Source organism: Xanthomonas arboricola, from assembly GCF_002940665.1.
GTDB lineage: Bacteria > Pseudomonadota > Gammaproteobacteria > Xanthomonadales > Xanthomonadaceae > Xanthomonas > Xanthomonas arboricola_B.
Genome location: NZ_MIGY01000002.1, coordinates 506,000 through 528,570, shown reverse-complemented (window position 1 = coordinate 528,570; position 22,571 = coordinate 506,000). Strand labels below are relative to the sequence as shown.

At 65.4% G+C, this 22,571-nt stretch carries 24 protein-coding genes, 1 tRNA gene and 1 pseudogene; 16 read left to right on the top strand and 10 right to left on the bottom strand.

Annotation, left to right across the window (positions count from 1 at the left end; all coding sequences use genetic code 11):
* Window positions 1–60 precede the first annotated feature (60 nt).
* From bet to XarjCFBP7645_RS09225, 5 genes are read left to right on the top strand one after another with little or no spacing between them, the layout of a single operon-like run.
* The gene (gene bet / locus XarjCFBP7645_RS09245; protein WP_104537256.1) at window positions 61–993 is read left to right on the top strand and encodes a phage recombination protein Bet; all 933 of its coding nucleotides are present in this window, start codon (window positions 61–63) and stop codon (window positions 991–993) included.
* On the top strand, window positions 990–2,783 hold the full coding sequence (locus XarjCFBP7645_RS09240) for a lambda-exonuclease family protein (RefSeq protein ID WP_104537255.1): 1,794 nt from the start codon (window positions 990–992) through the stop codon (window positions 2,781–2,783). Before bet ends, XarjCFBP7645_RS09240 begins: the two co-directional genes overlap by 4 nt.
* A complete protein-coding gene (locus XarjCFBP7645_RS09235; RefSeq protein WP_146096308.1) occupies window positions 2,780–3,010 on the top strand; it encodes a hypothetical protein in 231 nt (76 codons plus the stop codon). The genes XarjCFBP7645_RS09240 and XarjCFBP7645_RS09235 overlap by 4 nt, the downstream gene beginning before the upstream one ends.
* Entirely contained in the window at window positions 2,962–3,387 is a 426-nt protein-coding gene (locus XarjCFBP7645_RS09230) for a DUF3268 family zinc-finger domain-containing protein (protein WP_258079528.1), read from the top strand. The genes XarjCFBP7645_RS09235 and XarjCFBP7645_RS09230 overlap by 49 nt, the downstream gene beginning before the upstream one ends.
* The gene (locus tag XarjCFBP7645_RS09225; RefSeq protein ID WP_104537252.1) at window positions 3,384–3,650 is read left to right on the top strand and encodes a hypothetical protein; all 267 of its coding nucleotides are present in this window, start codon (window positions 3,384–3,386) and stop codon (window positions 3,648–3,650) included. The genes XarjCFBP7645_RS09230 and XarjCFBP7645_RS09225 overlap by 4 nt, the downstream gene beginning before the upstream one ends.
* Before the next feature lie 35 nt (window positions 3,651–3,685).
* On the opposite strand, the gene XarjCFBP7645_RS09220 is transcribed toward XarjCFBP7645_RS09225, so the two are convergent.
* The gene (locus XarjCFBP7645_RS09220; protein ID WP_104537251.1) at window positions 3,686–4,294 is read right to left on the bottom strand and encodes a hypothetical protein; all 609 of its coding nucleotides are present in this window, start codon (window positions 4,292–4,294) and stop codon (window positions 3,686–3,688) included.
* A 32-nt stretch (window positions 4,295–4,326) separates the two neighbouring features.
* Here XarjCFBP7645_RS09220 and XarjCFBP7645_RS21670 point away from each other — a divergent pair, with 32 nt between their 5' ends.
* Window positions 4,327–4,485: a hypothetical protein gene (locus XarjCFBP7645_RS21670; RefSeq protein WP_181126270.1), complete on the top strand. Its 159-nt coding sequence runs from the start codon at window positions 4,327–4,329 to the stop codon at window positions 4,483–4,485.
* A complete protein-coding gene (locus XarjCFBP7645_RS09215; RefSeq protein ID WP_258079527.1) occupies window positions 4,478–6,388 on the top strand; it encodes a DNA cytosine methyltransferase in 1,911 nt (636 codons plus the stop codon). Before XarjCFBP7645_RS21670 ends, XarjCFBP7645_RS09215 begins: the two co-directional genes overlap by 8 nt.
* A 2-nt stretch (window positions 6,389–6,390) precedes the next feature.
* On the opposite strand, the gene XarjCFBP7645_RS09210 is transcribed toward XarjCFBP7645_RS09215, so the two are convergent.
* Window positions 6,391–6,600, bottom strand: a complete 210-nt coding sequence (locus XarjCFBP7645_RS09210; RefSeq protein WP_104537250.1) for a YegP family protein — start codon at window positions 6,598–6,600, stop codon at window positions 6,391–6,393.
* A gap of 83 nt (window positions 6,601–6,683) precedes the next feature.
* Between XarjCFBP7645_RS09210 and XarjCFBP7645_RS21665 the strand changes: the two genes are divergently transcribed.
* From XarjCFBP7645_RS21665 to XarjCFBP7645_RS09180, 6 genes are read left to right on the top strand one after another with little or no spacing between them, the layout of a single operon-like run.
* A complete protein-coding gene (locus XarjCFBP7645_RS21665) occupies window positions 6,684–6,896 on the top strand; it encodes a hypothetical protein (RefSeq protein ID WP_104537249.1) in 213 nt (70 codons plus the stop codon).
* A gap of 2 nt (window positions 6,897–6,898) precedes the next feature.
* Window positions 6,899–7,192 carry a hypothetical protein gene (locus XarjCFBP7645_RS09200; RefSeq protein WP_104537248.1) on the top strand — a complete coding sequence of 98 codons (294 nt, stop codon included), beginning with the start codon at window positions 6,899–6,901 and terminating at the stop codon, window positions 7,190–7,192.
* A 2-nt stretch (window positions 7,193–7,194) separates the two neighbouring features.
* The gene (locus tag XarjCFBP7645_RS09195) at window positions 7,195–7,710 is read left to right on the top strand and encodes a hypothetical protein (protein WP_104537247.1); all 516 of its coding nucleotides are present in this window, start codon (window positions 7,195–7,197) and stop codon (window positions 7,708–7,710) included.
* Complete coding sequence (locus XarjCFBP7645_RS09190) at window positions 7,703–8,287, top strand: J domain-containing protein (RefSeq protein WP_104537246.1); 585 nt, start codon at window positions 7,703–7,705, stop codon at window positions 8,285–8,287. Before XarjCFBP7645_RS09195 ends, XarjCFBP7645_RS09190 begins: the two co-directional genes overlap by 8 nt.
* Window positions 8,280–8,504, top strand: a complete 225-nt coding sequence (locus XarjCFBP7645_RS09185) for a DUF4224 domain-containing protein (protein ID WP_104537245.1) — start codon at window positions 8,280–8,282, stop codon at window positions 8,502–8,504. The genes XarjCFBP7645_RS09190 and XarjCFBP7645_RS09185 overlap by 8 nt, the downstream gene beginning before the upstream one ends.
* Window positions 8,504–9,544 (top strand): tyrosine-type recombinase/integrase, encoded by a 1,041-nt coding sequence (locus XarjCFBP7645_RS09180; protein ID WP_104537244.1) that lies wholly within the window; start codon window positions 8,504–8,506, stop codon window positions 9,542–9,544. The genes XarjCFBP7645_RS09185 and XarjCFBP7645_RS09180 overlap by 1 nt, the downstream gene beginning before the upstream one ends.
* Before the next feature lie 64 nt (window positions 9,545–9,608).
* On the opposite strand, the gene XarjCFBP7645_RS09175 is transcribed toward XarjCFBP7645_RS09180, so the two are convergent.
* A tRNA-Leu gene (locus XarjCFBP7645_RS09175) sits at window positions 9,609–9,695 on the bottom strand.
* 139 nt (window positions 9,696–9,834) lie between these two features.
* On the opposite strand from XarjCFBP7645_RS09175, the gene XarjCFBP7645_RS09170 reads away from it, so the two are divergent.
* Both XarjCFBP7645_RS09170 and XarjCFBP7645_RS09165 read left to right on the top strand, forming a co-directional pair.
* Window positions 9,835–10,215 (top strand): response regulator, encoded by a 381-nt coding sequence (locus tag XarjCFBP7645_RS09170; RefSeq protein ID WP_104537243.1) that lies wholly within the window; start codon window positions 9,835–9,837, stop codon window positions 10,213–10,215.
* Between the two features lie 995 nt (window positions 10,216–11,210).
* Window positions 11,211–14,192: pseudogene (locus XarjCFBP7645_RS09165) on the top strand (PAS domain S-box protein); the annotation flags it as partial.
* Between the two features lie 388 nt (window positions 14,193–14,580).
* Here XarjCFBP7645_RS09165 and XarjCFBP7645_RS09155 read toward each other — a convergent pair.
* Both XarjCFBP7645_RS09155 and XarjCFBP7645_RS09150 read right to left on the bottom strand, forming a co-directional pair.
* Window positions 14,581–16,947, bottom strand: a complete 2,367-nt coding sequence (locus XarjCFBP7645_RS09155) for a Tex family protein (RefSeq protein WP_104537240.1) — start codon at window positions 16,945–16,947, stop codon at window positions 14,581–14,583.
* 250 nt (window positions 16,948–17,197) lie between these two features.
* Window positions 17,198–17,425 (bottom strand): hypothetical protein, encoded by a 228-nt coding sequence (locus XarjCFBP7645_RS09150; protein ID WP_016904406.1) that lies wholly within the window; start codon window positions 17,423–17,425, stop codon window positions 17,198–17,200.
* Window positions 17,426–17,617: 192 nt separating this feature from the next.
* Here XarjCFBP7645_RS09150 and XarjCFBP7645_RS09145 point away from each other — a divergent pair, with 192 nt between their 5' ends.
* Complete coding sequence (locus XarjCFBP7645_RS09145; RefSeq protein WP_104537239.1) at window positions 17,618–18,829, top strand: NAD(P)/FAD-dependent oxidoreductase; 1,212 nt, start codon at window positions 17,618–17,620, stop codon at window positions 18,827–18,829.
* Here XarjCFBP7645_RS09145 and XarjCFBP7645_RS09140 read toward each other — a convergent pair.
* The 5 genes from XarjCFBP7645_RS09140 to XarjCFBP7645_RS09120 form a co-directional block, all read right to left on the bottom strand.
* Complete coding sequence (locus tag XarjCFBP7645_RS09140; RefSeq protein WP_104537238.1) at window positions 18,787–19,302, bottom strand: hypothetical protein; 516 nt, start codon at window positions 19,300–19,302, stop codon at window positions 18,787–18,789. The two genes, XarjCFBP7645_RS09145 and XarjCFBP7645_RS09140, sit on opposite strands and share 43 nt — an antisense overlap.
* Window positions 19,272–19,472, bottom strand: coding sequence for a PspC domain-containing protein (locus XarjCFBP7645_RS09135; protein WP_104537237.1), 201 nt, complete (start codon window positions 19,470–19,472; stop codon window positions 19,272–19,274). Before XarjCFBP7645_RS09135 ends, XarjCFBP7645_RS09140 begins: the two co-directional genes overlap by 31 nt.
* Window positions 19,473–19,575: 103 nt before the next feature.
* Entirely contained in the window at window positions 19,576–20,652 is a 1,077-nt protein-coding gene (locus XarjCFBP7645_RS09130; protein WP_104537236.1) for a class III poly(R)-hydroxyalkanoic acid synthase subunit PhaC, read from the bottom strand.
* Window positions 20,649–21,827 carry a class III poly(R)-hydroxyalkanoic acid synthase subunit PhaE gene (gene phaE, locus XarjCFBP7645_RS09125; protein ID WP_104537235.1) on the bottom strand — a complete coding sequence of 393 codons (1,179 nt, stop codon included), beginning with the start codon at window positions 21,825–21,827 and terminating at the stop codon, window positions 20,649–20,651. The genes XarjCFBP7645_RS09130 and phaE overlap by 4 nt, the downstream gene beginning before the upstream one ends.
* Window positions 21,828–21,882: 55 nt before the next feature.
* Window positions 21,883–22,545, bottom strand: a complete 663-nt coding sequence (locus XarjCFBP7645_RS09120) for a CDP-alcohol phosphatidyltransferase family protein (RefSeq protein ID WP_181126269.1) — start codon at window positions 22,543–22,545, stop codon at window positions 21,883–21,885.
* Between the last annotated feature and the right edge of the window lie 26 nt (window positions 22,546–22,571).

The following is a 22,571-nucleotide window of genomic DNA, read 5'->3' as shown; positions in this document are numbered from 1 at the left end:
TTGCACTACCGGCCCCTCCACCCATCGACAACACGCCGGCGCCGCCGGCAGGAGATTGCAGTGAACGCAGTTGCACAGATCAAGCCGAGCGGCGGACAGCTGATTAACGCAGAACAGGCCGAGGCGATTCGCACCGCGCTGAAGACCAGCCTGTACCCCGGCGCCACCGATGAATCGGTCGACATGGTGCTGGCGTACTGCCGCGCTGGTGCGCTGGACCCGATGACAAAGCCCGTGCACATCGTCCCGATGTGGGTGCCGGAGAAGAAGCAAGGCAATCGCCTGATCAGTCCAGCGGGCATGCGCGACGTGATCATGCCCGGCATCGAGTTGTATCGCACCAAGGCGCACCGCACTGGCGAATACGCAGGGCAGGATGAAGCAACCTTCGGGCCGACCATCGAAGAAACCCTCGGGGGCGTTCGCGTGCGTTATCCCGAGTGGTGCAGCGTCGCGGTGTACCGCCTGGTCGCTGGCAACCCGGTGCGCTACTCGGCGAAGGCCTATTGGCTGGAGAGCTACGCCACGCAGAAGCGCGACAGCGATGCACCGAATGCGATGTGGAAGAAGCGCCCCTTTGGTCAGATCGAGAAGTGCGCCGAGGCGCTAGCGCTGCGCAAGGCGTTTCCGGAGGCCGTAGGTGCGCAGCCCACTGCCGAAGAAATGGAAGGTCGAGTCCTCGAAGGCGAAGCGGCGCCGATCCGCCAAGAGCAGGCACCCAAGCAGATCGCCACCGAGCTTGCCGCCTACCCGGTCGACAAGTTCGCGGAGAACCTATCTGCGTGGGGTGAGCTGATCAAGGCCGGCAAGAAGACTGCCAGCCAGATCATCAACATGGTGAAGACCAAGGGCTCGCTCACCGAAGAGCAAATGATCGCGATCGAGGCTTTCGACCAGGCTGAAGACGTCGCTGACGAAACCACCGAAACCGGCGCAGACGCCGATGCGGGTCCTATCGATTGGGATGCCCCGGGCCAAGGAGAGAAAGCATGAAAACCGTTGACCTGATTCAGGGTTCTGCCGAGTGGCACTCGCATCGCGCGACCCACCTCAACGCCAGCGACGCGCCGGCGATGCTTGGCTGCAGCCCGTACAAGACGCGCGCGCAGCTGGTGCGCGAAGTCGCCACCGGCATCGGTGAGGAACACGACGACGCCACCCTGCAGCGCTTTGCCGATGGCCACCGCTACGAAGCGCTGGCGCGCCCGATCGCAGAGCAGATCATCGGCGAGGATCTGTACCCGTGCGTCGGCACCGAGGGCAAGTACTCGGCCAGCTTCGACGGCCTGACGCTGCTCGAGGAAACCGCGTTCGAGCACAAGAGCCTCAACAACGACTTGCGTGCCTGCATGCGTGACGAGGGCAACGGCTGGGGCCTGCCAAAGCATTACCAGGTGCAGATGGAGCAGCAGCTTCTGGTGTCCGGCGCGGCGCGTGTGCTGTTCATGGCGTCGAAGTGGAACGGCGATGAGTTGGTCGAGGAACGGCACTGCTGGTACGCCAGCGACGCCGCGCTGCGCGCCGAGCTGGTCGCTGGCTGGGAGCAGTTCGAGGCCGATGTGGCCGCATTCGAGCTCACTCCGGCCAAGGCTGAACCAGTCGCGGCGCCCATCGCCGGCTTTGGTGCGCTGGCCATCCGTGTCGAGGGCCGCGTGTTGGCCTCCAACATGGACGCGTTCAAAGCCAACGCCGAGGCATTCCTTGCCCAGCTGCCTCGCGCCGAGCAGCTACGGACGGATCAGGACTTCGCGGATGCCGAGGCCGCGGTCAAGGCATGCTCCGAGGCGGAGGATCGTATTACTGCCGCCACCGATAGCACCCTGGGCGAGATGGTCGACATCGATGCCCTGCTCCGCACCGCTGGGTCCGTCAGAGAAACGATCCGTGCTGCACGACTGGTGCTGGAGAACGCCGTCAAGGCTGAGAAGCAGAACCGTCGCGCGCAGATCGTCGCCAACAGCGTGCAGGCAGTGCGGGATCACTACGCATCGATCAACGCGGGACTCGATGCGCATGCGCTGGCGGTACCGGCTTCGCTGCAGGCCGACATCGGCGCGGTGATCAAGGGCAAGAAGTCGATCAGCAGCATGCAGGATGCCGTCGGTACCGCTGCAGCAAACGCCAAGATCGCCGCCAGCCAGCAGGCCGAGCGTGTGCGCGCGAACGTGCGCGTGCTGGAAATGGAAATGGGCACGTTCGCCGGCCTGTTCCATGACCGCGTGCAGCTGTGCGCCACGAAGTCGCCGGAGGATCTGCGCAACCTGATCACCGCGCGCATCACGGAGCAGAAGCGTGTCGACGAGCAGCGGCTGGAAGCGCAGCGCGAGAAGATCCGTCAGGAGGAAGCGGCCAAGCTGGCGCGCGAGCAGCAGGAGCGCGAGGAAGCGCAGCGTCGCGCCGATGCCCAGGCCGAAGCAGCACGTAACGCAGCAGCTGCGCCGGCGCCCGCCGCTGCTGCTCCCGCCCCGGCCGTACTGTCGGCACCGGCACCGGGACCGGTGGCTGCGGCTCCTGCTGCCCTCTCCCCTGCTCTCTCTCAGGCGGTGAAGTCATTGGCCACGCCGGCACCCGCCCAGGTCGTGCTCATCAAGCTCGGCGACATCAACGCAAAGATCGCACCGCTGACGATCACCGCTGATGGCCTGGCGCAGCTGGGCTTCATGCCGGTGACCATCGAGCGCGCCTCGAAGCTGTACGACGCGGCCCAGTTGCCGGCCATGTTCAGCGCAATGCAGCAGGTGTTCGCCCGCGCGGCCACGGCCAGCTACCAGCAGGCCGCGTGATGTTGCGCACCTGCACGAGCTGCACGCGGCGTCTTGATGAAGCCGAGTTCCCGACGCAGAACGGCCGCGTGCTCAACGTCTGTGTGCTTTGCCGGAACGACATCAAGCGGGCCCAGACCAGGCTCGCACCGATCCGCCGTGATCCCGAGCAGATCCATCTCAACAACGTCGCTGCGCTGTGGCACGGCCCGGTGCAGCGCACTCACCTGCTGAGGAATGCCGCTTGAACCGTTCTAATCCGCGCCCCTGCCCCTACTGCGGCCAGGACGATGAGCTCGTGACCGGCCGAGAGGTGTATCCGCACCGCCCCGACCTATTCGAGAAACCACTGTGGGCATGCATGCCGTGCCGCGCGTGGTCGGGGTGCCATCCAGGCACCGAGAAGCGCATGGGTCGCCTCGCCAACGCGGCAACGCGGCAACTCAAGATGCGCGCGCACGAGGCCTTTGACCCACGTTGGAAGTCGGGCGGTATGAAGCGAAAAGATGCCTACGCCTGGCTGCGCGAACGCACCGGTCTGGATGCACGCGAATGCCACATCGGATGGATGTCGGACGAAGACCTCCACCGGGTTATCGAAATCTGCGAAGGAGCTCCCGCATGACTCGCCACCTCACCCGCCGCGCGCCGAAGCGCAAACGCGGCTTGTGCTGGGGCCGCACGCCCGATGACAGCGGCAACGCTGTGACCTGGCAACTGTTCCGCCGCGACCACCGCGGTGCGATCCACATGTCCACCTTGCAATTCACCTACGCCGAACCGCGCGCCTACATCGCACAGCGTCTGCGCCGCGCCTGCCGGATCCTGCGTGACCGCGTGGACGACATCGACCTGGCCGCGCTCGAACGTGTGGAGAAAATTGCGTGAGCTTCGCTAACGTCCCGGATGTGAAGAAAGATCGCTTAGAGCCGGCCAGGTCGAAACTTGATTCTGTCGATAGCTCCTTCGACGGTTGCGATGGCTTTCTGAATTTCGCCAGCCAGTTCGTCGAACAGCGGTGCCATATCGTTGATCCGTTCCGACAACCCTCGTTTGGGCGACCATGGATCGTCAGCGCCAATTTTCAGCATGGCAACAAACTGCTGCCAGGTGTTGACGTGATACCTAAGCAAGGCGACGGCGTTCATTACGTCGTCCAACTCTGGTTCCATATCGAACAGCGGAGCCTCCAACTCCATCCCGAAGATGGCATCCAGATCTGCTGCCTCGAGCTGGTGAAGGTCGGTAGTGAGGTGGTTCCGAATGCTGGAGATCGCGCGAAGCCTACGCGACAAGCGGCCGAGGCTTTCTCTGAAAGACTTCATCGCTACATATGCGCGGTATCGCGATCGTTTGACATCGCGGCGATAAGGCAGGACGACCGCGAGAACTGTTGCGACAGCAGCTGCCCAGCCCCCCAGGGCGCCGAACCAGCCAGCCGCAGCCGCCCAGGCATCCCAATCCACTTCGCAGCCCGTCTCCAAGACCGCGCACCTATGAACGGCCCACGACCACAACGTCACATTGCTCATTCGACCCCCATGCACTTGGAGCCGATTCTGCCATGACCAATCTCCACCCGAACGACAAGCTCGCCGCACTGGACTGGGCTTTGAGCCGCGCGCGCGAAGCGGCCACCAGCGATGAACTGATCCGACTCACCCACCTGCCGGCGCTGCAGCAGCTGCGCGACAAAGCGCAGCGGGAGGCTCGCGGTGGCTGACGGCTCCTACCCCGCAAACATCGAGGTGCAACCACGCGGGCGCACGCGCCCGCTGCTGGTGGCCGACCTGTTCTGCGGCGCCGGCGGCATGAGTAACGGAGTGGCACGCGCCGTGCGCGAGCTCGGCCTGCGAATGAAGCTGGTGGGCGTGAACCACTGGGATGTCGCGATCGAGACCAACCGACGCAACCATCCGGAACACGCAGCTCGCATTGCCTGCGCGAATCTGGAAACGGCGTTGCCGCTGGATCACGTGCCCGAGGGCTATCTGGACCTGCTTATCGCGGCGCCGTCGTGTGTCTTCCACAGCCGCGCTCGCGGCGGCCGGCCCGTGCACGACCAGCAGCGCATGGATCCGTGGCACGTGGTGCGTTGGTGCACCGAGTTGCGGGTCAAGCGCCTGGAAGTCGAGAACGTGCCCGAGTTCATGGACTGGGGTCCGTGTTCGCTGGTGACCGGCCGGCCGATTCCGAGCCGCAAGGGCGAGTACTTCCGCGCATGGGTAGCCGCGCTCGAAGCGATCGGCTTCCGCCTGGATTGGCGCATTCTCTGTTGCGCGGACTATGGCGACCCGACCACGCGGCGCCGCTTCTTCCTGATCGGCCGCAGCGATCGCGGACCACTGGAATGGCCAGAGCCATCGCACGCCCGTGCAGCTTCTTCTGATCTGGTCGGCACGCGCGCAAAGTGGCGCGGCGCGCGCGAGGTCATCGACTGGAGCATGACCGGCGCCAGCATCTTCACTCGCAAGAAGCCGCTGAAGCCCAACACGATCCGCCGGATATTGGCAGGAGCGGTGAAATACAGCTGGCCAGCCCCCTACGTCGAAGCGCTCCAGACACTGCTCGATGGTGGCCTGCCGCGCCTGACATTCCCGCGCGCCGAGGCGATCGAACGCGGTCTGGTCGCGCCGGATGGCATGGGGATCGTGTTGGCCACGGCCAGCGGTGGCGTCGCGCGAGATCTCGACCAGCCACTGCCAACCATCACCACGGGCGGCGCTGGCGGAGCGCGTCCTGGCTGTGCACGTCCCCAGCTCGTGGAGCCGTTGATCGTGATGCGCACCAACAGCGATGGCGGGCGCACCTCGCGTCCTATCGATGAGCCGCTGCCCACGATCTGCACGGCCGGCGGCGGCTTCCTCGCTGACCCGTTGATCGTCCCGGTGTCGAACAGCAGCAACAAGGCACCGCCGCGCAGTGCTGAAGATCCGTTGCGCACAGTCACCACCGCAAAGAGCGGCGATCAGGCGGTTGCTATGCCACTGGTGGCGCCCTACTACGGCGGCGGTTCCGGACTAACCGCCGCTGCGGTGAGCGAGCCCGTGCCCAGCGTGACCACGAAAGCGCGCTTCGGACTGGCCGAACCGGTGCTGACGCGCGCCGGCCATGGGGACAGCGATGGTCGCGATCCGGCAAGCCGCATCCTCAATCCCGACGCGCCGGTGCCCGCGTTGACCGGCTCCAACGAAGTGGCCATCGCCCAGCCGATCGTCATGCGGGGCAACGTAGGCATAGGCCGCACGCGCGACATGCGCAGCGCAACCGACCCTCTGCCGACCATCACAACATCCGAATCGCTAGCATTCGCCCTGCCGGTGACTCACCACGGCGACACGCGCACCCATGGCATGGACGAACCGCTGCCGACAATCACCGGTGCCAACCGTGGCGAACTGGGCCTGGCTCAGCCGGCCACGCAGGTATGCGACGAGGTCCGCATCGACATCAACTACCGGATGCTGCATTGGCGAGAGCTGGCGCGCGCGACGTCCTTCGACGACGAGGGCGAGGTCTACGACTTCGCCGGCAATGCCACCGAGATCACCAAGCAGATCGGCAATGCGGTACCGAACCGCACTGCGAAGGCGCTCGCGATAACGCTGCTAAGGGATTCGGTATGAAACTAGGCCTCCCAAACCTTGTCTTCGCCGTTCCAGATGACGGCATCTGTTGCCACAGCAGCAACCAACCGCGCTCCATGCACGCAGTCCGCTTTTCGTTGGTAGCCTTCTGCAGAGTCCGCAATTTTCTTCGAGTTGGCTGCGTAAAGGGTCCAGCGCCATTCACTCTTGGCGTCCTTGTAGATCACGAATTGTTTCGGATGTTCTGCCATCGCACGTCCTTTACGACAAGCCCCCTTGGCTCACCGCGGACGTTACTCCCAGCATTTAGTGTCCGCAACCTGGGCAGCGCCGCATGAAGCCCCTGCTCTTCCCGCGCGAGCCGCGCCGCATGAAACAGCCGGCCAAGGATCTGCTCCGGCAGCAGCTCGCCATGGCCGCCGACCACATCGAGCGGGTCACCGCCGAGAACCACGCACTGCGCGCCATCTGCGCAGAAGCCATCACCACATGCCAGGGCCAGGCCGAGCAGCTTCGCGCCGCGCTGGCGAAACAGGAGATCCCGTAATCATGACCAGGGAGACCACCCAGATGAAAATTTTCCAGATCGACGATATGGAATGGTGGATCGGCCAAGATGCCGAGACAGTGCGCGCCGCCGTGCAGGATGAGCAAGGCCGCACCGAGGAAGACCTCGAAGACTTCGAGGAGGTCAGCGACGAGTCGCTCGATGTGCTGATGTTTCAGGACACCGACGAAGACGAGCTCCCCACCAGTGCGCCGCGAACCTTTCGAGAGCAGCTGGCAATCGAAGTGGCCGAGGGCGGCCAGTTCCCGCGCCTGTTTGCTGCGGAGAGCTACTGACGATGAAGACCGACTCCAAAGTGCCGCCGGCGGTTGGCCTGGCCGAAATCATTGCCTCGATGCTCAACTACGCGGGCGTAGCGGACACATGCGAGATCACCCAGGGACACGCACCGGTCGCCATTCGCAATTGGACCGAGATGCTGCAACAGTTAGCCACGCCGGCTGCTGCGCCGGTGGATGGGCGACAAGATACGGAGATCGTTGAAGCGGCCAAACTGGCCTACGGGTTGCTGTGGATGGGGACCAACCTTACCGGTCCCGATCTGGCTCACAAGGCGCGCGTGGCTCTTCGTGACGCGCTCGGCAAGCAAGCATGCGGGGAAGGAATTAACGCTGCACGAGCCACCCACCCCCAGCCGGCAGCTGCGACTGGCGTGCCGGAGCTGTTCGTGCAATGGCTTGAGCGCGAGATGCCCGCCGGCACCATCATCGGCAAGCCGGCCTGGTGGGCGCCAAAGCTAGCGCGAGCACTGCGCAGTGCCGAGCGCGGCGTGCTGGGAGGCTGCAATGGCTGATCGTCCCGACCAACGCTATCCGCTGACCTGGCCGGCTGGCTGGCCGCGCACGCCCGGCCACCTCCGCGCGCACAGTCCGTTCAAGGCGCAGACCACCGACCGCGCATTCCGCGACCTGGTGGACGAGCTTGGCCGGCTCGGCGCGCGCAACATCATCGTCAGCAGCAACCTCAAGCTGCGCCAGGACGGCATGCCGTACAGCCAGCAGCCTCGCAACGACGACGAGGGGATCGCCGTCTACTTCACCCGTAAGGGCGTGGAGATGGTTCTGGCCTGCGACAAGTTCGCCAAGCGCGAGGCCAATCTGCGGGCTATCACCCTTACGATCGGCGCGATTCGCGGCATCGAGCGCTGGGGCAGTTCCGACATGATGGAGCGGGCATTCACCGGCTTCGCTGCCCTGCCCGCGCCGGTTGCGCTGTCCTGGCGCGATGTCCTTGACCCGGCCGACCCGGAGGGCAGCTACCGCCGGCTGCGTTCGCAGCACCACCCTGACCGTGCCGGCGGCGACGCAGCTGAGTTCAAGCGCGTGCAGTGCGGGTGGGACGCCTATCTTCAGGAGCAGGGAAATGCCTGAGCAGAAAAATGGAATCCGCCTTTCGCGCTACGAAGTCAAAGGCCTGACCGGTACGCCATACATTGATCGGCAGCTTCTGTTCCTCGTCAGCAACGGTATCCGGCACTACGTCGACCTCAATGGCCGCCCAGTCGTGCTGCGATCGACGATCGAGGGCACGCCCGCGGCGGATGCCGGTACCGAGGCAGTCGCCTGGAAACCGAACAAGGCAGCTTGATGGGACGGCGACCGATCAACCAGGGAGCCATCCCCAATTTCCGCCAGCGCAAGCGCGGCGAGAAGACGTACTACTTCTATGACCACGGAACCCGCGGCGGCACGGGCCGGCGCGAGGAATCGCTCGGCAGTGACTATGGCCTCGCGATCCAGCGCTGGGCTGAGCTGCAGGGGCAGGCGCATGCCGCGCCGGCCCCGCGGGTCATGCTTGGCTGGGTCTGCGATCAATACATGGCACAGGTGGCCAGTCGCAAGGCAACCCGGACCCTCGCCGACAATCGCAAGGAGGTGCTGAAGCTGAGGGAATTCTTCGACGACCCACCGGCGCCCATCGAGGCCATCAAGCCGGTGCATGTCCGCCAATACCTGACCTGGCGCACCCAGGGAGGCACGGCACACGTGCGCGCGAACCGCGAGAAGGCGCTGCTATCCCACATCTGGAACTTCGCGAGGGATCGGGGCTACACCGCCCTGCCCAATCCGTGCGCCGGCATCAAGGGATTTCGCGAGACCGGCCGGGACGTCTATATAGAGGACGAACAATACCAAGCCGTGTGGGAGGCAGCTGACCCGTGCCTGCGGGATGCGATGGATCTGGCCTACCTGACAGGCCAACGCCCTGCGGACGTACTGGCCATGTCCGAAATGGATGTGCGCGGCGGCGATGTGCACGTCAAACAGGGCAAGACCGGTAAGCGTCTGCGCGTCGAAATCGCTGATGAGGGTCAGCTGGCGACCTTGCTGGAGAGGATCCGGGAACGCAAAAGGGCATTTGCGGTACACAGCACGATGCTCATCGTCAGCGAGCATGGACGCTCAGTCAGCGTTGCTGGCATGTCCCGGCGATGGCAGAAGGCCTGCCAAGCTGCGAAGGTGACGGGAATCCAGTTTCGCGACCTTCGGGCCAAGGCCGGTACCGACAAGACCGATTCGGCCGGCGACATCCGGAAGGCTCAGCAGCAACTGGGGCACAGCTCGGTGGTGATGACGGAGCACTATGTGCGCAACAGGCGCGGGACCAAGGTGACCCCCACTCGCTGAGGATTGCGGAAATGCCCCTCAGATTGCGGAAATGATTACGGCAGCCGAAGCTGCCGTAAGTCATTGGTGCCGAAGGTGGGACTCGAACCCACACGCTTTTAAGGGCGGCGGATTTTGAATCCGCTGCGTCTACCGATTCCGCCACTTCGGCGTGGCCGCGCAGTATAGCGGCTTGTGTATGAAACGAACAGTGTCAGACCGCGCCTGACGAATTCAGGTGCAAGCGGAGCCATCAGCGCCGCGGTGGAGCGGTGTCGATATACTGACCCACTTAGATGAAGGAGTAAGCAATGTCGGTGTTGCGTGGAGTTCGGGTGCTGGTGGTCGAGAACGACCAGATGAATGCCATGCTGCTCGACCTGCAGCTCGTCCAGGCTGGCGCGGTCGTGCTGGGTCCGGTCGGAGAAGTTGCACAAGCGCTGGCGCTGATCCAGGCCGAGGCGCCGGAGATCGCAGTGCTCGACTACCGGCTCGGCAACGGCGAGACCAGCGAGCCGGTCGCCCGACTGCTGGCGGAGCTCGGGATTCCGTTCGTGCTGGCTACCGGTGTTGCCAGTGGCACCATCCCCCGCGGCTTCGAACGCGGCGTGATCCTGACCAAGCCCTACCTGTCCGACGAACTGATCGGCGCTCTGTCCAGGGCGCGGCAACTGAGCGGTGCCGCCAGCTGAGGGCGACAGCACAGCCGGTGCGTCACCAGCATGCGGGCGTGGCCGACGTTTGACGCTCTCCATTGCCAGCCGCATCTGCTGGCTGCGCGACTGCCGCGCTTGACGCAGGCCATTCCCGCGGTCGTGCCGGTTGCCGCCACGCTCGATCGCTGCCCGCTTGCCACTAGAATCGTGCATCCAGGCATGATGGGGTAGGTCACCGAATGGATATCGCCGTGTCGCCGTTTGCCGGCCTGTTGCCGGAAACGTGCGAGACAGCCGGATTGTTGCTGGCGTCGTCCGCGTGCGCCGCCGATCCGCTGCTGCGCGACAGCCAGGCGCTGCGGACGACGCTGTCAGTGTGCCTGCACGCGCAGGTTCCGATGCTGCTGGTCTGGGGCAAGCCGTCGCGCTGCATCTATAACGATGCCTGCATCGCGCTGCTGGGCGAACGCCACCCGGCAGCATTCGGCCAGCCATTGGCAGAGCTTGCAGACAGCGCTGAAGCCGACCGCACCTCTGCCGAGGCGCGTGTGGCATTGACGCTGTCGGCGTGGTCCTGCAGCCCGGTGCTGCATGCCGGCGAACATGTGGGCATGTTGTATGTCGCCAGCACCCCCGCCCCTGCTGCTGGGCCGACCCGTCGCGAGGCCGTGCCCGCGGCGGTTGCCCCCACACTCGATGAGTCATCGGCCTTCATGGCGGTGCTGCGTGGACCCAGCTACATCGTCGAAAGCGCGAGTCAACGCTTCCACGAGCTGATCGGCCAGCGTCCGTTGCTGGGCCGTGCATTACTCGAGGCGATGCCGGAAATCGCCGACAAGGGCTATCTCGAGCTGCTCGATGAGGTGAGACGCAGCGGCCGTCCTGTCATCGGCGAGTCGATGACCGCCCATCTGCAGCGTATGCCCGGCGATGCACTCGATCAGACCTTCGTGGATTTCCTGTATCAGCCGATGCGCGAGCGCGATGGCCGCCTCGATGCAATCCTGGTGCACGGACTCTCCGTCACCCAGCAACGCAGCATGGCAAGTCGCGACAGCTTCCTGCTGATGCTTGAAGACGCGTTGCAAAACGTTTCCGATCCGCGTCAGATCATCGATACCAGTGTGCGATTGCTGGGCGAACATCTGCAGGTCAATCGCTGCGCATTCGGCCTGGCGGCGGCCGACGGCAAAACCATGCACGTGATCAGTGACCATGTGCAGGACATGCCAAGCCTGCAAGGCGATTTTCCGCTGGAAGTGGCGCAAGGCCTGCGCGACGCCTTGTTGGAAAACCGCCCCTGGTTCACTACCGATGCGATGGCGCCCGGTGCACCGGACTATGTGGCGCAGCAGTATCGGCGCTCCGGCCTGCGCGCGTCGCTGGCGATTCCGCTGCACAAACACGGCCGCCTGGTTGCGGCCATCGGCGTGCATCAGCGCGCACCGCGGCGCTGGTTGCCCACCGAGATCGAAGTGGTCCGCCTGGTTGCGGCGCGCTGCTGGGAGTCCATGCAACGCGCCAAGGCGCAGCAACAACTGGCCGCCAACGAGGCACGGCTGCGCCGACTGGCCGACACACTGCCGCAGATCATCTTCATCGCCGACCCTGAGGGTCAGCCGCATTACTTCAATCGGCGCTGGTACGAATACACCGGACTGGATCCTGCCGACAGCCAGAGCGCTGCGTGGCATCGGGCGCACACCATCGATGGCCTGCAGCTCTCCGCGCAGGCCTGGGCGTTGGCCATCGAGGGCGAGCGCGCCTACGAAATGGAGTGCGAACTGCAATGCCGCGACGGCCAGCGGCGCTGGCATCTGGCGCGCGCCCTGCCCGTGCGCGGCGACGACGGCAGCATCAGCGAGTGGATCGGTACCTACACCGATATCCATGACCGGCGTGCATTCGAGCAACAGCTGCGCGAAAGCGAAGTGCGCTTCCGTGCCTTGTGCGAGACGGTGCCGGCGATGATCTGGATGGCCGATGCGCAGGGCGACTGCGTGTACTGGAATCCGCGCTGGTATCACTTCACCGGGCAGGCCGAAGACCAGGCGATGGACCAGGGCTGGTGGGATGTGATGCATCCCGACGATGCCGTGCGCGTACGCGACGCATTCGGGCAGGCGTTGGCGCAGCATGGCGAGTTCCTGGCCGAGTACCGCGTGCGTCGTCATGACGGGCAATACCGTTGGTGCATCGATACCGCGTCGCCGCACTTCGCCAGCGACGGACGTTTTCTCGGCCACATCGGTTCGCTGACCGATATCTCCGAACGCAAGCACATCGAAGATGCCACCGCCTCCGACCGCGCCATCCTAAGCCTGATCACCACCGGCGCACCGCTACCGGCAGTGCTTGACGCCATTGCATCGAGCGTGGAAGCGCGTGGCGAGATTGCGCTGTATTGCGCGGTGATGGTGCTGGATGAAGTGCGCAAAACGCTGAGCTTCGGTTCTGCGCCGCATTTTCCGATCGAGTACCGCGGGCATTTCGAGGCCTCGCCGATCGGGCCGAACGGACCGCCCTGCGCGCGCTCGGCCTACCTCGGCCAGCAGGTGATCTGCGAGGACATCCAGGCAGACCCCAGCTTCAGCGACCACCATGCGATTTCGGCGGCACTGGGCATCGTCGCCTGCTGCGTGACGCCCATCCTGGACAGCAACGGTCAGGTGCTGGGAACGCTCAACATCTACTACGACCGCGCTCACCTGCCCTCGCTGCGCGAGCAGGCGATGGCGCGCTCTGCCTCGCATCTGGCCGGCATCGTCATCGAGCGCACGCACGTGGATGTCAAGCTCAAGCAATCGCTGCAAGCCGAGACCGCCGCACGCAGCCAGGCCGAGCACGCCAGCCGGGTCAAGGACGAGTTTCTGGCCACGCTCAGCCATGAATTGCGCACGCCGCTCAATGCCATCCTGGGCTGGTCGCGGCTGATGCAGTCGGAGCTGTTCGAGCCGGCCAATCTGGGCAAGGGGCTGATCATCATCGAACGCAGCGCACGCGCGCAGACGCAGATCATCGACGACCTGCTCGATATGAGCGCGATCCTGTCCGGCAAAGTCCGCCTGCAGGCAGAGCACTTCGATATCGCAGGACTGATGCGCAGCACGGTGGAATTGATGCAGCCGTCGGCAGCGGCGCGCGACATCGCGCTGGAGCTGGATGCGCCCGGCGAAGGCGAGCTGTGGTTCTTCGGCGATGCCGGGCGCCTGCAGCAGGTGCTGTCCAACCTGCTCAGCAATGCACTGAAGTTCACCTCACCCGGAGGAACGGTGCGGGTGGGGCTGGACATCGAGGACGACCGGCTGCGGCTGTGCGTGCAGGACACCGGCATCGGGATCGCGGCCGAATTCCTGCCGCATGTATTCGACCGCTTTCGGCAGGCCGATGCCGGCACCACGCGGCGCGTGGGTGGGCTGGGGCTAGGCTTGTCGATCTCCCGTCAGTTGATCGATCTGCACGGCGGCAGCCTGGGGGCATCCAGTGCGGGCGAAGGCAAGGACTCGACCTTCACCATCGTGCTGCCGTTCCAGCACGGGGTCAGCGATCTGCGCCCGGCGTCGGCCGAGTCGCTGCAGGTCGGTCCGCTGCCGCGCGATTGCCTCGGACGCCTGGATGGCGTGCGCCTGTTGCTGGTCGACGACGACCAGGATTCGCGCGAGGCGGTGGTGCAGTTCCTGACGCTTGCCGGCGCGCAGGTGCATGCGGCCGGCTCGGTGGAGGCGGCCGAGCAATGCCTTGCGGAGGCACCCTTCGATGTGCTGGTCAGCGATATTGCGATGCCGGCGCGCGACGGCTACGACCTGATCCGCACGGTACGCTCCGGTCGCGCCGACCTGCCCCGGCACATCCCCGCCATCGCTCTGACCGCCTACGTGCGCGAAGAAGACCGCGACCGCGCGGTACTTGCAGGATTCGATGCGCATATGGGCAAGCCGGTGGAGCCACCTGGTCTGGTCGACCTGATCGAGCGCCTGATCTTGCCGACGCGCACGGTACGCAGCGAGGCGTGAGATCGCCTGGAAACGCAGTAAAACAGCGTGGTCAACCGAGTACTGCTTGCAGCACACACACCGACCATCCCGACTGGTCCTTGCCCGCCCACCGTCGCGGGACCTTATGCGGCATGGATGCCGCGCAAGCGCCTACACGGACGTCCTTGCGGCGTGTCCTGCGACGGTGGGCGGGCAAGGGCCCTGCAGCAATGCCTCAGATCAGTCGCTTGACGACTGATCGTATCTGCATAAACGCACCGCGATGGTCGGAGTGCACGGACCCCGCGGCCAAGTTGTAGATCAGCCTGCCCAAGCGCGATCCAATCGCAGCAGCGGACCCGCCGCCTTGCGAACGGGTCTATCTACACTGCCCAGCCACGCCAGGACAGCCGCCTGGCATGCTGGCTCAGCCGCGCTTGGCGCGTGCGAACGCCGCGGCCAGCGCGTTGTCGGCCGGCGGCGCAGTGGTGCGCGGCTTGCCGTTGCCCTGCGCCGGGCCACGCCCACCGCCACCATCGCGCCGGCCCTGCCCCGGGCCGCCGTTGCCGCGCTGATCGCGCGATTGGGCCGCGCCATCGGCCGGCGGTGGCGTATCGGACAGACGGCAGGTCAGTGCGATGCGTTTGCGCGCCACGTCCACTTCCAGCACCTTGACCTTGACGATGTCGCCGGCCTTGACCACATCGCGCGGATCCTTGACGAAGGTGTCCGACAACGCGGAGATGTGCACAAGGCCATCCTGATGCACGCCGATATCGACGAACGCACCGAATGCGGCCACGTTGCTGACCACGCCTTCGAGCACCATGCCGGGCGTGAGGTGCTTGATGTCCTCGATACCTTCGGCGAACTGTGCCGCCTTGAACTCGGGGCGCGGATCGCGGCCGGGTTTTTCCAGCTCCTTGAGGATGTCGCGCACGGTCGGTACACCGAACTGTTCGTCGGTGAACAGCTCCGGCTTGAGTCCGCGCAGAAAGCCACCGTCGCCCAGCAAGGCCTTGATCGGCCTGCCGGTGCTGCCGACGATGCGCTCGACCAGCGGATAGGCTTCCGGATGCACCGCCGACACATCCAGCGGCTCGTCGCCATCGGCGATGCGCAGAAAACCGGCGCATTGTTCGAAGGTCTTGTCGCCTAGGCGTGGCACCTTGAGCAGGTCCTTGCGGCGCTTGAACGGACCGTTGTCGTCGCGATGGCGCACGATGTTTTCCGCCACCGTGCTCGACAGCCCCGACACGCGCGACAGCAGCGCTGCCGACGCGGTATTGACGTACACGCCGACCGCATTGACGCAGTCTTCCACGCGCGCCTCCAGCGCCTTGGCCAACCGATACTGGTCCACATCGTGCTGGTACTGGCCCACACCGATCGCCTTGGGCTCGATCTTGACCAGTTCGGCCAGCGGATCCTGCAGGCGCCTTGCGATCGACACCGCACCGCGCAGCGACACGTCCAGGTTGGGGAACTCCCTGGCGGCGAACTCGGACGCCGAATACACCGACGCACCGGCTTCGCTGACCACGATCTTCTGCAACTTGCTCGCCCCGCATAGCGCGATCGCCTCCCCGGCGAGCTTGTCGGTCTCGCGGCTGGCGGTGCCATTGCCGATCGCGATCAGCTCCACGTTGTGCTGCAGGCACAGCTTCTTGATCGTCTGCAGCGACTGGTCCCACTGCCGCTTGGGCTCATGCGGGTAGATCGTCTCGGTGGCTACCAGCTTGCCGGTGGCATCGACCACGGCGATCTTGCAGCCGGTGCGGATACCGGGGTCGAGCCCCAGCACCACGCGTGGGCCGGCCGGCGCGGCCAGCATCAGGTCCTTGAGGTTGTCGCCGAACACGGCGATCGCCTCGGCCTCGGCCTTCTCTCGTGCCTGGTTGAACAGGTCCAGCAGCAGATGCATGTGCAGCTTGGCGCGCCAGGTCAGACGGCAGGCATCCAGCAACCAGCGATCGGCCGGGCGGTTCTGGTTGGAGATGCCGGCATTGCGCGCCACACGGCCCTCGGCGTATTGATGGCCGGCCTCGGCATCGTTGCCCGGCTCCAGATCCAGATACAGGAATTCCTCGCGGCGCGCGCGAAACAGCGCCAACAAGCGGTGCGAGGGAATCTTGGACAGCGACTCGGCGTGATCGAAGTAATCGCGGTACTTGGCGCCGGCCTCCTCCTTGCCCTCGGCAACGCGCGCGCGGATCACGCCGTTGTCGTTCAACCAGCTGCGCAGCTCGCCCACCAAGGCGGCATCTTCGCCCCAGCGCTCCATCAGGATGGCGCGTGCGCCCTCCAGCGCCACCTTGATGTCGGCCACGCCCTTGTCTGCATCGATATACGGTGCAGCCGCGACTTCCGGCGCCTGGTTCGGGTCGGCCAGCAGGCCGTCGGCCAGCGGCTCCAGGCCGGCCTCGCGCGCAATCTGCGCACGCGTGCGGCGTTTGGGCTTGTAAGGCAGGTACAGGTCTTCCAGCCGCGACTTGGTGTCGGCCGCCACGATCTCCCCGCGCAATTCGTCGTTGAGTTTGCCCTGCTCGCCGATGCTGGACAGGATCGCGGCGCGGCGCTCTTCCAGCTCGCGCAGATAGGTCAGGCGCGTTTCCAGATTGCGGAGCTGAGTATCGTCCAGCCCGCCGGTGACTTCCTTGCGGTAGCGCGCAATGAATGGAACGCTGGCGCCTTCGTCGAGAAGGGCGATGGCGGCACGCGCCTGGGCGGGTTGGGCACCGATCTCGTCGGCGATGGTGCGGGCGATTTGCTGGGCAAGCTGGCTGTCGTGCATGGCGGCGCGGCCGGAGCCGCTTCACTGAAAAAAGCATTTTCGCAGTGCTGGGCCGCTGCGGGAACCCGTTGACAGGATCGCCCTAAGCCTATGCCGACGCGTCTTTCGACATGTACAGACCCAACGGACGGTCGTCAGGCACGCAGGCGTGGATGGTGCGGAGGAATCTGAGTCCAGGAACGGTACATCCGGTACCGGATGCCTGGCACGCCCAGCTGGCAACAGGCGCAGCCCTCTGAGTGGCCGCTCTTTAGCTGGCGCGACCTGCGTAATGGGTCGCCGCGCGCTCGACCAGGATGCTTTCGTGCAGGGATTCCAACGCCATCACACGGATCTTTCCGACGTCCTTCAACGGCACCATGCGCTCGACATAGATCTCCGGGCCGGCGTCGGTCATCGCACGCGACTTGCTGAACCCGTAAGGCACAACGCCTTTGTCGCCATCTTTGCTGCCACCGACGTACAGAACGATCGACATGCCCACACCCTCGTTAACAACTGTGACTACGTTAGCGGCGCGAGCATAACGACCGTGCCGTGAGGAGCTTTCCACGCACGTTAACGCCGGCTGTTTGCGGTTTGGTGACGGCTGGATCCCCTCGCCGGTCTGCACGACCGCTTCACCCCGCCTGCCCGTCCAATTGCGCTCCGCCCGCACCTACGAAACCGCATGGACCTCAAAAGTGGCTACCCGTTCTGGTCGATCCGCAACGGTTTGATGCGCGCCTATCCGCGTCTGGAGCAGGACACCGATTGCGAGGTGGCCATCGTCGGTGGCGGTGTCACCGCCGCCCTGATCGCGCACGAGCTGCTCAAGCACGGGCACGAGGTGGTGGTGGTCGAGCAACGCGAGATCGGCTGGGGCAGCACCTCGGCCAGCACCGCCCTGCTGCAGTACGAAATCGACACGCCGATGATCGAGCTGGCCAACCAATACGGCATGCCGGCCGCCGCGCTGGCATACGCCGCGTGCGCGCAAGCCATCCTCGACCTGCAAGGCCTTTGCAATACGCTGGGCGGCTGCGACTTCAGCCGTCAGGACAGTCTCTACTACGCCAGCCGGTCGCGGGATCTCGACGACCTGCGCGGCGAACTGGACATGCGAAAAGCCCACGGTCTTCCGGTCGAATGGATCGGGCGCGCGCCGTTGTGGCAGAACTACGGCGTGCGCTCCGAGGGCGCGATCCTCAGCCGTCTGGCCGCCAGCGTCGACCCGTATCGGCTGTGCTACCGCTTGTTTGCAGAAGGCGAACAATACGGTGCGCGCATCTACGATCGCACCACGATCGCCACCCTCAAACCCCACGACCGGCATGTCGAGTTGCGTACCCGGGACGGGGTCGCGCTGCGCGCCCGGCATGTCGTCATGGCCGCAGGCTACGGGAACCAACAGTGGCTGTCGCAGCGCGTGGCACGCAATCGCAGCAGCTACGCATTCGTGACCGATCCCCTGCACGACGGCGAGATGGGCGCGCTCAAGCACACCATGATGTGGGAAACCGCGCGCCCCTATCTCTACCTGCGCAGCACGCCGGATGGACGCGTGGTGGCTGGCGGCGAAGACGACAATATCGATCTCCCCGCACGTCGCGATGCACGTGTCACGAGCAAGCTGAAGACGCTGCTGAAGAAGATCCACCAGACGATGCCGGACATGTGCCTGCGTCCGGCATTCGCCTGGGGCGGCACCTTCGCCGAAACCGCCGATGGACTACCGTTCTTCGGCCCACATCCCGAACATGGGCCGCGGGTGTCGTTCGCGATGGCTTACGGCGGCAACGGCATCACCTACAGCGCGATCGGCGCGGGGCTGCTGCGCGCGCAACTGGAAGGCAGGCCTCACCCGTTGTCGGAACTGTTCGGTTTTTCGCGATTACGCTGAAGTCCCCACGGCCACCAGCCGTGGCCATGCATCGCATACGCATCGGCGGCCCGTTCCAGCGGGTTGCGTACATGGATGCCGCCGCACAGGAAATACACCGGCAAGAACAGCGGGCCAAGCAGCATGTACTGGTAGACATGCGCACGCTCGTGGTCGCCCAGGCGCACCGGCGGGTGCCGACAACGCCCGGCGGCATGCGCATACGTGCTGCATTGCAGATCGAGCGAGGCGCCCTTGAGCAGGATCACGTTGCCCAGCGTCATCGCCCCGCCCGGTCCCCATGGCCAGGCATGGAACACCAAGGCGAGTTCCTCACCGGACCAGCGCGGACGCGCGCCAAAGCAGCTTCCCGTGGCACCGATCGCAAGACCGAGCAAGGTGTTGGGCAGCGTCCACAACGCGCCCAGCACCTGCACGGCAGACCACCGGCGCCGGCCGGGCGTCAATCGGCCTGGTTGGGGATCAGCAGCCACAGGATCAGATAGACCAGGATGCCGGGAAACGCGGCCGAAGCGATCGACACGATCACGAACAGGATCCGTAACAGCGTGGAGCTCCAGCCGAACCGGCGCGCGATGCCGCCGATAACGCCGGCGATCATGCGATCGTTGAGGGAACGGGACAATGCGGTGGTCGTGGCCATGGAAGGCTCCTTCGAACGTGATGCCCAGTCTAAAAAGCGCAGCGACAGCGCGTCGTGATGGCTGCGGCTGCTTGTCCCAGGTGCAGCGCAACGCGAAGTCGCATTACGCGTTGCCGCCACGCTCCTGCAACCAGCAGTGGATCGCCACCGGCACCTCGCGCTGCGCACGTCCGGAAACATAGATGCCGATATGCCCGCCGCGGAAACTCAGCTCGGTGTAGTCGTCGCTGCCGACCAAACCGCGCAATGCACGCGAGGCGTCGGGCGGTACCAGATGATCGTGTTCGGCGTAGATGTTGAGCACCGGCATGTCCACCGCCCGCAGATCGACCGCCTCCCCGCCGATGCGCACCTGCCCGCTCACCAGCCCATTGCGCTGATAGAACTGGGTGACGAACTCGCGGAAGGCCTCGCCGGCCAGATCGGGCGAATCAAAGATCCACTTCTCCATGCGCAGGAAATCTTCCAGTGCCTGCTTGTCGTCGAGGATGTCGAGCAAGCCCACGTACTTCTGCAGGTTCAGCCGGAACGGCTTGAGCATCAGGTAACTGGCGTTCATCAGATCCGCCGGCACGTTGCCCATGGTGTCCACGAACAGATCCACATCGACCATGCGCGCCCAGTTGGAGAGCATGTTGTCGGGGGTGTGGAAATCCACCGGCGTCACCATGGTGATCAGGTTGCGTACCTTCGGCCGCTGCAGCGCCGCATAGCACAGCGCAAACGTGCCGCCTTGGCAGATGCCGAGCACATCGACCGCCTCCAGCCCGGACTGCGCGCGCAGGTGATCCACCGCGCCATCGATGTAACGCAGCAGATAGTCCTCCAGCGTGAGGTAACGCTCGGAACGGTCCGGGTAGCCCCAATCCAGCACGTAGACGTCCTGGCCGTGGCCCAGCAGGCCCTTGACCAGCGAGCGGTCGGCCTGCAGATCGACCATGTAGGGGCGGTTGACCAGCGCGTAGACGATCAGCAGCGGCGTCCTGGCCACCGGCGCCTGCTCGCCGACAAAGCGGTACAGCACCACCTTGCCGTCGCGCCAGATTTCCTCGCGCTCGGTCACGCCGTAATCCACGTCTTCCACGCCGGGCAGCAGCTTGAGCCCTTCGCGCAGCTTGCGCTGCATCGACAAGGTTTCCTGCATCAGGTCTTCGGCGCTGAATCCCAACGGGCCTTTCATGCCTGCGCTCCACGTGACTTGCGTGCGGCCGGCGTGCCGGCGGATGTGCCGGCGGATGGCCTGGAGGCGGCGCCTTTGGCCGCCTTTGTGTTCTTGGCTGGGGCGGTTTTCGCTGACGGTTTCCTGGCCGACTTGGTCGCCGCTGGCGGCTTGGACGCGGCCTCCGCCCTGGCGGCCGGCGCGCGTCTGGCCGTGGCCGGCGCAGCCGGCGCAACCGGATCAGCCGCCGCCGCGGGCTTGCCGGACGGGCTGGTGGCGGCGCGCAGCATGCGCCGCACCGCACGCTCCAGCTCGGCAATGCGGCGGTGCGCGGCGTCCATCTCCGAACGCGTCGGCATCCCGAAACGCTCGCTCAACTGCTCCACCTCTTCCTGCAGCGCGGCGCGCAAGCGCATATGCGCGTTGGCGAAGCCGCCGTAGACCTCGCGAAACTGATCGGACAAGGCGACATCGGCATACGACTCCTCGGCGGCCTCGATCCACAGGTCGAACAAGGCACGCGCACTGGTCAACTGACTACCGCTGCTTTCGTGCTCGCCCAGCTTGGAGGCAAACCGCCCGAACGCCTGTTCGATGGCCGACTTGAGTTGTTCGCCATAGGCCTGCGACTGCACCTGGTAGTCCTGCTGCGCACGGGCCAGCGTCTGCAGGCGGGCCTGGTGATTGCGGTTCACGCCGAACGCCGGCATGTCCAGCCACGGCGCGTTTTCTTCCCGCCACTTCGCCAAGGCCTGCGCGGCGTCCTGCAGCCACGGGTCGAAGCCGCCCGGGCTGCCGCAACGCAGCGAGCCCAGCGTCCACTGCATCAGCTGCTCACCCTGCCCCTGCACGGCACGCCGCCAGGCCTCGGAGACTTCGTTGGCCGAAGTGTCGCGCCCGGCAAACTGCGCGGCCACCTGCTGCATGGTGCCGAACCAGTCGCCGGCCTGATGACGGAAGCGGTCGATCGCCTCCTGCGCCTGCGGTGCGGCCTGGGTGGGCAGCAGTTGCGACCACCAGTCCATCGCCTTGCGCCAATCCTGCGGTGGCTCGGTGCCCGGCCCCGTCCCGGGAACGGCGCCAGGCTGCGCAGCGTGGCCGGATTGGCCGTGGCGCAAGGCATCTCCCCAGGCGCTCCAGTACTGGCGCGCCTTGTCTTCGAAGTTGCCGTTGTCCGAACCGCTGGTTGCCATGATCCCCTTCCCGTGACTGTCCGCCAGCCATCCTACCGCGTGTGCCCGGCTGTACCGCTCAGGGTTTGGGGATGCGCAGCGTCTTGCTGATCATCAGCGAGCCGGACACCGCAAACAGCAGCACCAACGGATGAAACTGCCACGGTCCGAGCTGCCACTGCCCCCACCACAAGTTCTGGCCGATATGGCCGCTGCTGGCGGCCACCGCCAGCAGGATCACCAGCAGCAGACTGGTGGGAATCGGGGTGCCTTCGAAATACGGCACCTTGTCGGCTGCGCCGGCGATCTCTTCGGCGGTCACGTTGTAGCGCGCCAGCCGGCTGACGCCGCAGCAGACGAAATAGCTCAGCACCAGCCAGTCCCAGCCGCCACGCATGCCGCAGGCATAGCCCAGCGCTGCCGGCGCCACCCCGAACGAGATCACATCGGCCAGCGAATCCAGCTCGCGGCCCAGGGTCGAGGACGCCTTGCGCCAGCGCGCCACGTGCCCGTCCAGCGCATCGAACACGAACGCCAGCGGGATCAGCGCCATGCCCAGCAGCAGGTCGCCGCGATAGCCCTCCTGCAGGAAGCGCATCGACGCAAACACCGCGCCGGTGCCGCAGAAGGCGTTGGCCAGGGTGAACCAGTCCGCGAGTTGGAAATCGCGCAGCATCGAGAAATGGCGTTTCATGCGCAGCCTGAGGTGATCGAGGCGCAAAGGGTAACGCGCGCACGCCATGCAGGCGACCGTTTCGCGCTATCGGC